An 11,800-nucleotide genomic window follows, 5' to 3' on the forward strand; every position below is an offset into this window, starting at 1 on the left:
GCCGGCAGATTTACAGTCTGCTCCCTTTGGCCACTCGGGAACCCCTCCAGGGTGTGTCTTACTCTTCACAAAGTAAGCCTAAATTGATGTTTTCCCATAAGCCCATCAATCAGGTTGTTCTCTTAACTCTCGAAAGAGGTAAGAAGAATATGGTGGAGGGAGACGGATTCGAACCATCGAAGGCAGTGCCGGCAGATTTACAGTCTGCTCCCTTTGGCCACTCGGGAACCCCTCCAGGGTGTTTTTTCCTAACTCATAATGGATAGGCTAAAGAGATGTTTTTCCCAACGCATCTCTCAAGTGCGGAGCGCATCATAGCAAACACGCTAAACCTGTAAAGGGTTTTTCTTATGGTTTTGTGTTAAATGCTGCCTTTTTGGGCAAAGATGGCGAAAAGTACGCATATTGCTCGTGAAGTGAACATCTGTACTAAGGTTTACGTACTGATAGGTAACACCTTGAGGTGACAGGCTTTCTGTATTGTGTTCAATGTGTCTAAAACGTGATGAAACGTAAATGGAATTTAATCTAGATTTACACTTCTTGACGTTACAGCATTCATCAGTTGATAGAATACAGTTAATTTCATTTATAGATAATAATACCTATCGTAGTAAGTAACTTGTCATTCTAGCTTGCTAAAATGCTCGAGAACAGCGTCAGATATTTTGATTGTAGAATAACTACTTATCGAAACTATCTGTTGAAAAGAGCTGCCTTGTTCTCAAGCCTTTTCCCTACGCTATTTCTGACCACTTACTCACTGTGATTGGTATAAACTTACTTGCAGACCATTATTATGAAGCGTAAATCTGTTTTAACCCTGCTTAGCTTGTCTATTCTTATGGCGTCTCCAGCCGTACTCGCTAAACGTATGGGCCCAAGCACTGTCACTGTTGTTACTGAGCAGGTTGATATTCACCAAGTTAGCCAATCTCTTTCGTTGGTCGGTAAGCTAGAAGCCGAGCAATCGGTAATGATCACTTCTGAAGTGGCTGGCAGAGTGGACTCTATCAACATTAAAGCCAATCAAGATGTCACTAAAGGACAGATGTTGGTTCAACTCGACGATGACAAAGCAAAAGCGGCAGTTGCAGAAGCGCAAGCTTATCTAAAAGACGAGCAACGTAAGCTAGCGGAATTTCAACGCCTAGTGAAACGTAACGCGATCACGCAAACTGAAATTGACGCTCAGAAAACGAACGTAGAGATTGCCAACGCTCGTTTAGCTGCTGCAAATGCCAATCTGAAAGATCTTCACATCAGCGCGCCATTCTCGGGCACTGTTGGTTTTATCGACTTTAGCCGCGGTAAAATGGTGACAGCAGGTACTGAACTCGTGACCTTAGATGACCTATCGGTAATGCAATTAGATCTGCAGATCCCGGAGCGCTACCTTTCTAAACTGTCTAAAGGTATGAAAGTAACGGCTCGCACTAGCGCATGGGGCGACACTCAGTTCACTGGTACTGTAGTAGGCATTGATTCTCGTATTAACGCTGAAACCTTGAACCTTCGAGTTCGAATCCACTTCGACAACAATAATGATTATCTAAAGCCAGGTATGTTAGTGGCGGCGGATATGGACTTCCCACCAGTGGAAGCGCCAATCATTCCAGTTCAAGCGCTTGAGTATTCAGGTACGAAGCGTTTCGTTTATGTTATCGACGAAGATAATAAAGCAACTCGTACAGAAGTTTTCCTTGGGGCACGTATCGATAACGAAGTCGTGATCGACAAAGGCATCGAAATTGGCCAGAAGATCGTGGTGCAAGGTATCGTGAACATGCGTGACGGCGTCTTGGTTCAAGAGCTTGCCGTTAATCGCCCAGCTGATGCAGCAAGTGATAAAAAAGCACAAGAAGGCGCTAACTAATGTTGTTATCTGATGTTTCTGTAAAGAGACCAGTAGCGGCCGTCGTATTGAGCCTACTATTGGTTGTGTTTGGTATTGTCTCTTTCAATAAGCTCGCGGTTCGTGAGATGCCAGATATTGAAAGCCCGGTAGTATCGATCAGTACTCGTTATGAGGGTGCGTCTGCCACCATCATTGAAAGCCAAATAACCTCCAACCTTGAAGACCAGTTATCCGGCATCAGTGGTATCGATGAGATCGAATCCACAACGCGTAACGGTATGTCGCGTATCACGATTACTTTTGAGCTTGGTTACGACCTCAATACCGGTGTGAGTGATGTTCGTGATGCTGTAGCTCGTGCGCAGCGTTCATTGCCCGATGAAGCCGACGACCCAATTGTTTATAAGAACAATGGTAGTGGTGAAGCTTCGGTCTACATCAACTTAAGTTCGACAGAGATGGACCGAACGCAGTTAACCGACTACACCGAACGTGTGTTGATTGACCGCTTTAGTTTGATTTCTGGCGTGAGCTCGGTGGATATCTCAGGTGGCTTGTACAAAGTAATGTACGTCAAGCTGAAACCTGCGCAGATGGCGGGTCGTGGTGTTACTACCTCCGACATCACATCTGCGTTGAACAGTGAGAACATTGAAAGCCCGGGTGGTGAAGTACGTAACGATGCGATTGTGATGTCGGTTCGTACTGCTCGTTCTTACACTGAAGCTGAAGATTTCGAATACCTAGTCGTTAAACGTGCCTCTGATAACACACCTATCTACTTGAAAGACGTAGCGGATGTTTACATTGGCGCAGAAAACGAGAACTCGACCTTTAAGAGTGACGGCGTTGTTAACGTAAGTATGGGTATCGTGCCTCAGTCAGATGCGAACCCACTTGAGGTGGCTGACTTAGTCCATAAAGAAGTCGAAGCAATTCAAAAGTTCTTGCCAGACGGTACTCGTTTAGCTGTCGATTATGACTCAACAGTCTTTATTGACCGTTCAATCTCAGAGGTATACAGCACACTCTTTATCACGGGTGGCTTGGTTATCCTTGTGCTTTACATCTTTATTGGTCAAGCACGTGCAACACTTATTCCAGCGGTAACCGTACCTGTATCTCTGATCTCGTCGTTTATTGCCGCGTACTACTTCGGTTTCTCCATCAACCTGATTACCCTGATGGCACTTATCCTGTCGATTGGTTTGGTGGTCGATGATGCGATCGTGGTGGTTGAGAACATTTTCCACCATATCGAACGTGGTGAGTCACCGCTGCTTGCTGCCTATAAAGGTACTCGTGAAGTAGGCTTCGCGGTAATCGCAACAACGCTTGTATTGGTAATGGTATTCCTACCAATCTCGTTCATGGACGGCATGGTTGGCCTATTGTTTACCGAGTTTTCTGTATTGCTTGCGATGTCGGTGATCTTCTCGTCGCTAGTCGCATTAACGCTAACGCCAGTGCTAGGCAGTAAGATCCTTAAAGCGAACGTTAAACCAAACCGTTTCAATTTGTTTGTCGAGCGCGTATTTGGCAAGCTTGAGTCTGGATACCGCGCGGTATTGCGCCGTGCTCTTAACTGGCGTTGGGCCGCTCCAATCATCATTATCGCGTGTATGGGCGGTAGTTATGGCTTGATGCAACAAGTGCCGTCGCAACTGACGCCACAAGAAGACCGTGGTGTTATATTTGCGTTTGTTCGTGGTGCCGATGCAACCAGTTACAACCGTATGTCTGCCAACATGGACATCGTTGAAGAACGCTTAATGCCATTGCTTGGTCAGGGCTTCTTGAAGTCATTCAGTATTCAATCACCAGCGTTTGGTGGTAATGCGGGTGACCAAACGGGCTTCGTAATCATGATCCTAGAAGACTGGGACGAGCGTGACGTGACCGCGCAAGAAGCACTTAATGAAGTTCGTAAGTCACTAGCTGGTATTCCAGATGTGCGCGTATTCCCTTTCATGCCGGGCTTTAAAGGTGGTTCAAGTGAGCCAGTACAGTTCGTACTTGGCGGTTCTGATTACACTGAACTTCAAAAGTGGGCAGAGCTCTTAAAGCAAGCCGCTGAAGACTCTCCAATGATGGAAGGTGCGGACATCGATTACTCTGAGAAAACACCAGAGCTATTGGTAACCGTAGATAAGCAGCGTGCAGCAGAGCTAGGTGTTAGCGTTTCAGACATTTCAGATACGTTAGAAATCATGCTTGGCGGCCGCAGTGAAACGACCTTCGTTGACCGTGGTGAAGAGTACGACGTGTATCTGCGTGGTGATGAAAACAGCTTCAACAACGCGAACGATCTAAGCCAAATCTACATGCGAACTCAGTCTGGTGAGCTGGTTACACTTGATACGCTGACGCACATTGAAGAAGTGGCTTCATCGATTCGTTTGTCGCACTACAACAAGCAGAAATCGGTGACCATTAAAGCGAACCTAATGGAAGGTTACACGCTGGGTGACGCGCTCGATTTCCTTGATGAACAAGCGATTGAACAGCTACCGGGTGATATTTCAGTGAGCTACTCTGGCGAGTCAAAAGACTTTAAAGAGAACCAATCAAGTATCCTAGTGGTGTTTGCGCTAGCGATGCTGGTCGCATACTTGGTACTGGCCGCGCAGTTTGAAAGCTTCATTAACCCGCTGGTGGTGATGTTCACCGTACCTATGGGTATCTTCGGTGGCTTCTTAGGCTTGGTGCTGATGAGTCAAGGGCTCAACGTCTACAGCCAGATTGGTATGATCATGTTGATCGGTATGGTAACCAAAAACGGTATCTTGATCGTAGAGTTTGCTAACCAACTTCGTGACCGTGGTATTGAGTTTGAAAAGGCGATCATTGATGCTTCTGCTCGACGCTTACGTCCAATCATGATGACGGCATTCACGACGCTGGCTGGTGCAATTCCATTGATTACTTCAACGGGCGCAGGCTATGAAAGCCGAGTGGCAGTGGGTACGGTTATCTTCTTCGGTATGGGCTTCGCGACATTGGTAACTCTGTTCGTTATCCCTGCGATGTACCGACTGATTTCAGGATCAACACGCTCTCCGGGTCACGTGGAAGCGGAACTTAATAAAGAGCTTAGCCATGACAACGTGGGAAGAACCTCTCACGGTTAATGAACACGCACGATTAATGAACACGGAATAGTGTAACAATATTGAAAAGCCTGCGTTTGCTCCTAGCGAATTGCAGGCTTTTTTTGTATAACAAACAGAGCTCAACGAATTAATACAATAAATCGAATAAAGGAAAGTAAAGTGGCTGAATTTAAATACAAAGATCTTTCTCAAGAAGAACAAGATAAGCTGGATGCAGCAACCTTTCGTCGCCTGCTAGCACACCTAGATAACAATAAAGATGTGCAGAACATCGATCTGATGATCTTGGCTGGCTTCTGCCGAAACTGTTTCAGTAAATGGTACAAAGCGGAAGCAGAGCAACAAGGCTTAGACTTGGATATCGATGACGCTCGTGAGCGTGTATACGGCATGACTTACGATGAGTGGAAACAAAACCATCAACCAAAAGCGACGCCTGAACAACTCGCGGCATTTGAAGCGAAGCAGAAGCCAGAGTAATTTGTTCTCGTTAGTGGCTGACTAATAGAATGAATAAACAAAAAGAGCCCATCAAGGGCTCTTTTCTATTTCGAACTATCGGTTTTGAACTTAAGCCAACTCACCCGTTTGCGAGAAAGCTTCTAACTTCGCTGCATAAGGTTGTAGGTCACCGATATTCAGATTTACCCACTCGTCATTGAAGTAAGTATCTAGGTAACGCTCACCGCTGTCACATAGCAAAGTCACGATAGAACCTTTTTCTCCACGTGCTTTCATTTCACTGGCTAATTGAAGCACACCGTACATGTTAGTCCCGGTTGATGCGCCGACCTTGCGACCAAGAATGTCAGATAACCAATGTGTCGTTGCGATACTTGCTGCGTCTGGGATTTTACGCATTTCGTCAACCACACCAGGAATGAAGCTTGGTTCTGCTCGTGGGCGACCAATGCCTTCAATCTTGCTGAATGTACTACCTTTCACGTTCGTATTGCCTGTTTGGAAGTATTCGTGGAATACAGAGTTCTCAGGGTCCACAACACAAAGCTTAGTTTCATGTTGTTGGTAGCGAATGAAACGGCCAATCGTCGCTGAAGTACCGCCAGTACCTGGGCTCATTACTACCCAAGCCGGAACTGGGTGATCTTCCATCTGCATTTGATTGAAAATCGAGTTCGCGATGTTGTTGTTACCACGCCAGTCGGTTGCGCGCTCAGCGTAAGTAAATTGATCCATGTAGTGACCATTCAATTCTTCTGCTAAACGGCGAGACTCATCGTAAATTTCATCTGAGCGGTCCACAAGATGCGCTTGGCCGCCGTAGAATTCAATTTGCTCGATCTTTTTCTTCGCTGTGCATTTTGGCATTACCGCGATAAATGGAAGGCCAAGTAGGCGAGCGAAGTAAGCTTCAGACACCGCAGTACTGCCCGATGAAGATTCAATGATCGTGGTTTCTGGGCCAACCCAACCGTTACAGATAGCGTATAAGAAGAGAGAACGCGCTAAACGGTGCTTTAAAGAGCCTGTAGGGTGTGTGCTTTCATCTTTAAGGTAAACATCAATGCCTTCGATACTTGGTAGATCGAGCTTGATAAGGTGCGTATCCGCTGAGCGTTGGTAGTCCGCTTCAATTTTACGAATCGCGTTGTTAATCCATTGATGGTCAGTGCACATAAACGTTCTCCTGAGCGAGTGTAGGAATTCTTTGTAATTGGTATGGTTCTAATTTATCTATAATCGGAGAGAAAAACTTTGCCATATTTGCTTTGTTTTGCTTAAATTGTAGAAAATTATTCTCTTTAAATGCGATTTGGTGAAAGTGTGATAGATGCCGTAGATAAAAAAATATTAGGGTTACTGCAAGAAGACAGCACCCTGTCATTGAACGATATTTCTGAAGCGGTCAATCTCACTACAACGCCTTGTTGGAAAAGGCTTAAGCGCCTCGAAGAGAACGGTATTATTGAGAAAAGGGTCGCGTTATTGAACCCGGAAAAACTGGATCTTTCCTTTACTGCGTTCGTATTGGTGAAAACCAGTGATCATTCTCATGAGTGGTATGGTCGTTTTGTGAATACTGTGTCGGAATTTCCAGAAGTGATGGAGTTCTATCGCATGGCTGGCGAATATGATTATATGATGAAGGTTCAGGTTAAAGACATGAAGTGCTTTGATGATTTCTATAAGCGCTTGGTGAATAGCATTGATGGTATCTCTAATGTGACCTCGACGTTTGCGATGGAACCATTGAAGTACACGACAGCATTGCCGCTTTAAGCTGCGCCTAGTAATAGATTAACTATCGCTTTAGTTTAACTATCTTCTCAGTTTAGATCTCGTCTCTGCGATAAAGAAAAGGATTATTCATGTTTGCAAAAGTATCTACCGCTATCCAGCTGGTACTGGCGGTCGCCATTTTTTACTTGGGTTACACCATCTACTCATTGACTAATAAAGTCGGTGAAATCGTTGATACTTACCCGCAAGTTATCGAAGACATATCGGGCCTCACCAAAGGGCTCAAAGTAGAAGAGCTATTAGCGCTTGCAGAACATGTCAGCGATCTTGCTCCTCAGGTGTTAAACACTGTCGAAGAAGTTAGAAAGACGATCGATGATGTGAATCAAACCGTAGCCTCGGTCGACAACAAAATCCCTGCGATATTAGATGAAGTGAAAAATGTTCGAACGGAAGTCGAGCAGGTAAGAACCGATGTTATTCCACCAACATTAACTGAATTAAAGAGATACCGCGTAGACGTAATGCCACCAATGCTCGCTGAAAGTAAGTCTTACCGCGAACAGACTATTCCTGTCATCGTCACGGAATCTGAAATGCTACGAGCGGAAGTCCCAGGTATTTTGGCACAAGCTAATTTGTTAGCTGATAAGAGTAAGGAACTCGCTCAGGGAGCCGCTGAGGGCGCGGTGAAAGGCGTAGTGTTATCGCCATTTAACCTTCTACGAGACGCAGGTGATGGCATTAAAACGCGAGTTCAAGGCGAGTTTGAGCCAACGTTAGAAGTTGAGTAGGTTTTATTGATTTTTGCGTGACGAGTTTTCTTAAGCGTCATTAAAGAAAGAGGCTAGGTATTAAACCTAGCCTCTTTTTGTTTGTGCGTATTTGGGGCTTGTAAGAAGCGTTTATCCGCTATTTATTTGAGTGCTATTTAGTAAAACGCATCACACCTTCTTGTACTGCTGTCGCTACCAGCTCACCTTTCTGGTTGAAGATCTCGCCGCGCACTAGGCCGCGAGTGTTCGCTGCCGTTGGGCTTTCAATCGCATAAAGCAGCCATTCGTCCATTTTGAATGGGCGGTGGAACCAGATTGAGTGGTCAATCGTCGCCACTTGAAAATTTGGCGTCATGATAGAGACTTCATGTGGGTGAAGCGCCGTCACTAAGAATCCCCAATCCGATGCGTAGGCAAGCAGGTATTGGTGGATCAAGTGGTTGTCTGGCATCGCGCCATTCGCTCTTACCCAAAGGTATTGTTTCGCTTCCGTCTTCTTAGGTTTCAGTGGGTTTACCACCGTCACCGGACGCATCTCAATCGGCTTTTCGCCACAGAAGGTTTTGCGCAGTTTCTCTGGTAAGAATTCCGCAATGTGGCTCGCTAATTCAGTTTCTGAGGCAAAGTTCTCTGGTCCCGGAATATCAGGCATTGAAATCTGGTGCTCAAACCCTGGCGCATCGCCATGATAAGAAGCAGTGAGATAGAAAATAGGGCGGCCATTTTGAATCGCTTTTACACGGCGTGTGCTAAAGCTGCGTCCATCTCGTAGGTTCTCAACATCGTAAATGATTGGCTTTTCAGGATCGCCGGGAAACAGAAAATAACTGTGGAACGAGTGAACACTACGGTCGTCTTGAACGGTATAACGAGCAGCAGAAAGCGCTTGTCCCAATACCTGACCGCCGTATACCTGTGGTAGGCCTAGGTTCTCACTTTGCCCACGGAATAAACCTTCTTCCAGTTTTTCTAGCTGAAGTAAACTTAGTAATTCTTGTAAAGGTTGACTCATCGCCAGCATTCCTCTTCGTAAAATGGGTGTCAGATTATGGTGTTAATCATTTAGCTTAGTCAGATATCTGTCAATAAATCATAGGGTTTCAAGACAGAATATGAAAGCTCTCTTATAATTGGTGAGTAGATTTGCCGAGTCCGGCAAACATGTTGAGAGAAATTGAATATGAAAAAGGCTCTAATTCTTATTACGTCTTTAGTATCGTTTGGCCTACTTGTTGGTTGCCAAGCAACATCAGAAACGAGCGCTTCTCAGGAAGTGGTTGCAGAGAACACTCAAGTGATTTCAGGAACAGTAAGCTACCGTGAAAGAATTGCATTGCCAGAGAATGCAGTGGTTACCGTTACGCTAGAAGATATCTCACTGGCTGATGCACCATCGACGGTTATCGCAACTCAAGAGTTCACCACAGACGGTAAGCAAGTACCGTTCGCATTCGAGCTGAGCTACGACAACGACAAAATTAAAGCTAACCACCGTTACAACATGCGCGCATCGATTCATGTTGACGGCAAATTGCGTTTCACTACTGACACGATTAAGTCAGTAATTACTGATGTAGAAAATACACAGCAAGCAGACCTACGTTTGGTTGGTGTTCGTTAATCAGAAGTCGATGCCACTGTTAAGGCATCTTGATTGGCTTAACTTAGCCAGTTGAATCAGCGATTAGTGGCAGCTCTAGGGCTGCCATTTGTATATTCTGAGTTTGATCTTTCCTGCATCACTCACCTCAATCCCTTCTTTAACCAAATGCTGCTTTTGTCGGTCGAACGAATCACCCTTTAAAGAGATTTCACCCTTGCTGTTTATCACTCGATACCAAGGCAGTTTGCTACCTTCTGGCAGGTTACCCAGCGCTTTACCAACATGGCGCGCATAGCCCGGAAATCCTGAAAAACGTGCTATGTCTCCATAAGTTGTTACTTTCCCATATGGAATTTGGTGAATCACAGCAAAGATTTGGCTTAAAAATTGGTCCATACTAAATGTTCCTAGTTCATAAATACCACGGATCGGTAGAAGGAGAGGGCTATGGTATTTACAACGTTTCAGTTCTTGATAACCACATTATTAGCGGTTGTCTGCGCGAGAGCAATCAGTTTAAGTGAGGGAGATATCCCAGTACTTGCAATGGTCATTCCTGCTTTATGGATTTTGCCGCAAGGAGGCATCGCAGGATTAGCTTTGCTTGTCTCCATGACCACTTATGGATTAACGCTACCGCTACAACCCATAACGCTCTCAGTCAGTGTATGGGTATTATTCCCACTATTGATGGTGGTCTTTTCAAAACGCAGCAGTTTGTCGGTCGTGATTATTTCTGGCTTGATCGTCGCAACGCTACAAGTCGGGATTATGGTGACCCAATCCGCAGGTAAGCTTGAAGGCGTTCCTTGGGTGACCACACTACAAACCTTGTCAATCATCGTTATTTGGTGGGCGGCAAATCATCTTAAGCCAGCCAGCCGACACAGCTGGTGGTCATTAGGCTTGATACTTCCATTATGGATGGCCGATTTACCTTATGCCGCTTTGGTTGCTTTGTGTGTAACGGGCATCATGGCATCGATGGAAACACTGACGCGCTTGAAAACCTTCCGCTGGAATAAACTATTGTGTTGGACATTGCCGACGGTTGGTTTTGCGGCACTGGTGATTACCCCAAGCATCGAAGTGCCTAGTCCAGTCTTTGTGGTGTGGTTATGTCTATTAGGCACCGCGTGGATGACAGACTACATCATTCGTACAGAAGATAACGAAGACATCGATATCTAGTACGTAGATAACCCGAACCTTACAAATGCAGGTAAATGGTGAATTTACCTGCGATTTTCTAGTGGTTTGAATAAAGGATAAGCACTTAGACAGCAATTGTTCAAAAATAGGGTGGAAGGGCTTGCAATGGTTGCTGTGATGCTTAATAATCCAATCACTCTTTGAGGCAAGCCTCTTAGAAAACGAATCTATGGGGGCCTGGTCCTCCCGCAACAATAACTCGTGAACTCGGTCAGGCCTGGAAGGGAGCAGCCGCAGCGAGTGACTTGTGTGCCGGGATGTGGCTGGGTTCCCACCCCTTATGAAGCCTGCAATATATGTTCGCATAAATTGCAGGCTTTCTTCATTTCTGCATCATAAGTCTTCATATTTGCACCATAAGTCTTCATAGTCTATTTTTTGTTGTAGGTTTACAACAAAAGTGATTTGCTATGTTCGACCAAACCAAGAAATCATCTCACGTACACAACATCTGTAAGTTCATGAGCTTGAAGAATGATGCGGTTGTTCGCACTCTCTCCATTTTGGAGTTCGATTTCTGCTTTCACCTCGAATATAACGCAAACATTAAAAGTTTTACCTCTCAACCTTTTGGCTTCCACTATCAATTCAATAATCGTAAGTGCCGATATACCCCAGATTTTTTAGTAACAGATCACAACGAGCAGTCAAGCCTCTTCGAAGTAAAACACTCTAGTCAGATTCTCAAACCTGATTTCAGGAATAGATTTGAAGAGAAACAAAGGGTTGCGTTGAATGAGTTCAACAGACGCTTAGTTTTGGTTACTGAGAAACAAATTAGAATGGGACCGACGTTAGATAACTTTAAGTTACTACACCGTTATTCCGGATTGCGAACCGTGACTGAGTTTCAAAAGCTAGTATTGGCGTTTATTCAACGAAAACAAATGGTGCAGCTACAAGAGGTGTCTTTGTATTTCGGTTTATCGGAGCAAGACACACTTATCTCTACTCTTCCTTGGATCTCTTCGGGGCAAATCAAAACAGACCTCAACAATATTGGCTTTGGCCTCGAAACCTACGTTTGGTGTTAACT

General features: G+C 45.0%; 11 protein-coding genes, 2 tRNA genes and 1 other RNA gene (1 of these 14 only partly in view). 9 read left to right on the forward strand and 5 right to left on the reverse strand.

Annotated elements, in window-relative coordinates; all coding sequences use genetic code 11:
- Both AB6E30_RS05245 and AB6E30_RS05250 read right to left on the reverse strand, forming a co-directional pair.
- Window positions 1-48: transfer RNA gene (locus AB6E30_RS05245), tRNA-Tyr, on the reverse strand; it reaches 137 nt to the left of the window's first position.
- 102 nt (window positions 49-150) lie between these two features.
- Window positions 151-235, reverse strand: a tRNA-Tyr gene (locus AB6E30_RS05250).
- 564 nt (window positions 236-799) lie between these two features.
- Between AB6E30_RS05250 and AB6E30_RS05255 the strand changes: the two genes are divergently transcribed.
- The 3 genes from AB6E30_RS05255 to AB6E30_RS05265 all read left to right on the forward strand — a co-directional run bounded on the left by AB6E30_RS05255 (window position 800) and on the right by AB6E30_RS05265 (window position 5,451).
- Window positions 800-1,876, forward strand: coding sequence for an efflux RND transporter periplasmic adaptor subunit (locus AB6E30_RS05255; RefSeq protein WP_102393841.1), 1,077 nt, complete (start codon window positions 800-802; stop codon window positions 1,874-1,876).
- Window positions 1,876-4,989 carry a vibriobactin export RND transporter permease subunit VexH gene (gene vexH, locus AB6E30_RS05260; RefSeq protein ID WP_372102837.1) on the forward strand — a complete coding sequence of 1,038 codons (3,114 nt, stop codon included), beginning with the start codon at window positions 1,876-1,878 and terminating at the stop codon, window positions 4,987-4,989. Before AB6E30_RS05255 ends, vexH begins: the two co-directional genes overlap by 1 nt.
- A 141-nt stretch (window positions 4,990-5,130) precedes the next feature.
- Window positions 5,131-5,451, forward strand: a complete 321-nt coding sequence (locus tag AB6E30_RS05265; RefSeq protein ID WP_004736423.1) for a DUF1244 domain-containing protein — start codon at window positions 5,131-5,133, stop codon at window positions 5,449-5,451.
- A gap of 90 nt (window positions 5,452-5,541) precedes the next feature.
- Here AB6E30_RS05265 and AB6E30_RS05270 read toward each other — a convergent pair whose 3' ends face one another.
- Window positions 5,542-6,609, reverse strand: coding sequence for a PLP-dependent cysteine synthase family protein (locus AB6E30_RS05270; protein WP_372102839.1), 1,068 nt, complete (start codon window positions 6,607-6,609; stop codon window positions 5,542-5,544).
- Between the two features lie 129 nt (window positions 6,610-6,738).
- On the opposite strand from AB6E30_RS05270, the gene AB6E30_RS05275 reads away from it, so the two are divergent.
- Together AB6E30_RS05275 and AB6E30_RS05280 are read left to right on the forward strand one after the other, a co-directional pair.
- Window positions 6,739-7,212: an Lrp/AsnC family transcriptional regulator gene (locus AB6E30_RS05275; protein ID WP_017062025.1), complete on the forward strand. Its 474-nt coding sequence runs from the start codon at window positions 6,739-6,741 to the stop codon at window positions 7,210-7,212.
- An 89-nt stretch (window positions 7,213-7,301) separates the two neighbouring features.
- Complete coding sequence (locus AB6E30_RS05280; protein ID WP_017070264.1) at window positions 7,302-7,967, forward strand: hypothetical protein; 666 nt, start codon at window positions 7,302-7,304, stop codon at window positions 7,965-7,967.
- 133 nt (window positions 7,968-8,100) lie between these two features.
- Here AB6E30_RS05280 and tesB read toward each other — a convergent pair whose 3' ends face one another.
- On the reverse strand, window positions 8,101-8,961 hold the full coding sequence (gene tesB / locus AB6E30_RS05285; RefSeq protein WP_029235187.1) for an acyl-CoA thioesterase II: 861 nt from the start codon (window positions 8,959-8,961) through the stop codon (window positions 8,101-8,103).
- A 168-nt stretch (window positions 8,962-9,129) separates the two neighbouring features.
- Between tesB and AB6E30_RS05290 the strand changes: the two genes are divergently transcribed.
- Complete coding sequence (locus tag AB6E30_RS05290; RefSeq protein ID WP_102319976.1) at window positions 9,130-9,570, forward strand: YbaY family lipoprotein; 441 nt, start codon at window positions 9,130-9,132, stop codon at window positions 9,568-9,570.
- Between the two features lie 75 nt (window positions 9,571-9,645).
- Here AB6E30_RS05290 and AB6E30_RS05295 read toward each other — a convergent pair whose 3' ends face one another.
- Window positions 9,646-9,948, reverse strand: a complete 303-nt coding sequence (locus tag AB6E30_RS05295; RefSeq protein ID WP_048609271.1) for an MGMT family protein — start codon at window positions 9,946-9,948, stop codon at window positions 9,646-9,648.
- A gap of 51 nt (window positions 9,949-9,999) precedes the next feature.
- Here AB6E30_RS05295 and AB6E30_RS05300 point away from each other — a divergent pair, with 51 nt between their 5' ends.
- The 3 genes from AB6E30_RS05300 to AB6E30_RS05310 all read left to right on the forward strand — a co-directional run bounded on the left by AB6E30_RS05300 (window position 10,000) and on the right by AB6E30_RS05310 (window position 11,798).
- Window positions 10,000-10,743, forward strand: coding sequence for a hypothetical protein (locus AB6E30_RS05300; RefSeq protein ID WP_017080372.1), 744 nt, complete (start codon window positions 10,000-10,002; stop codon window positions 10,741-10,743).
- Window positions 10,744-10,939: 196 nt separating this feature from the next.
- Window positions 10,940-11,036: signal recognition particle sRNA small type (gene ffs, locus AB6E30_RS05305), an RNA gene on the forward strand.
- Between the two features lie 138 nt (window positions 11,037-11,174).
- On the forward strand, window positions 11,175-11,798 hold the full coding sequence (locus AB6E30_RS05310) for a Tn7 transposase TnsA N-terminal domain-containing protein (protein ID WP_372102840.1): 624 nt from the start codon (window positions 11,175-11,177) through the stop codon (window positions 11,796-11,798).
- Window positions 11,799-11,800: the final 2 nt, after the last annotated feature.

It is taken from the genome of Vibrio sp. 10N.247.311.12, assembly GCF_041467515.1.
Classification (GTDB): Bacteria; Pseudomonadota; Gammaproteobacteria; order Enterobacterales; family Vibrionaceae; genus Vibrio; species Vibrio crassostreae_C.

Excerpts from the sequence above, each read along its gene's own strand:
- AB6E30_RS05255 (WP_102393841.1), top strand. The coding sequence starts at position 800 with ATGAAGCGTAAATCTGTTTTAACCCTGCTTAGCTTGTCTATTCTTATG.
- vexH (WP_372102837.1), top strand. The coding sequence starts at position 1,876 with ATGTTGTTATCTGATGTTTCTGTAAAGAGACCAGTAGCGGCCGTCGTA.
- AB6E30_RS05270 (WP_372102839.1), bottom strand. The coding sequence starts at position 6,609 with ATGTGCACTGACCATCAATGGATTAACAACGCGATTCGTAAAATTGAA.
- AB6E30_RS05275 (WP_017062025.1), top strand. The coding sequence starts at position 6,739 with ATGCGATTTGGTGAAAGTGTGATAGATGCCGTAGATAAAAAAATATTA.
- AB6E30_RS05280 (WP_017070264.1), top strand. The coding sequence starts at position 7,302 with ATGTTTGCAAAAGTATCTACCGCTATCCAGCTGGTACTGGCGGTCGCC.
- tesB (WP_029235187.1), bottom strand. The coding sequence starts at position 8,961 with ATGAGTCAACCTTTACAAGAATTACTAAGTTTACTTCAGCTAGAAAAA.
- AB6E30_RS05290 (WP_102319976.1), top strand. The coding sequence starts at position 9,130 with ATGAAAAAGGCTCTAATTCTTATTACGTCTTTAGTATCGTTTGGCCTA.
- AB6E30_RS05295 (WP_048609271.1), bottom strand. The coding sequence starts at position 9,948 with ATGGACCAATTTTTAAGCCAAATCTTTGCTGTGATTCACCAAATTCCA.
- AB6E30_RS05300 (WP_017080372.1), top strand. The coding sequence starts at position 10,000 with ATGGTATTTACAACGTTTCAGTTCTTGATAACCACATTATTAGCGGTT.
- AB6E30_RS05310 (WP_372102840.1), top strand. The coding sequence starts at position 11,175 with ATGTTCGACCAAACCAAGAAATCATCTCACGTACACAACATCTGTAAG.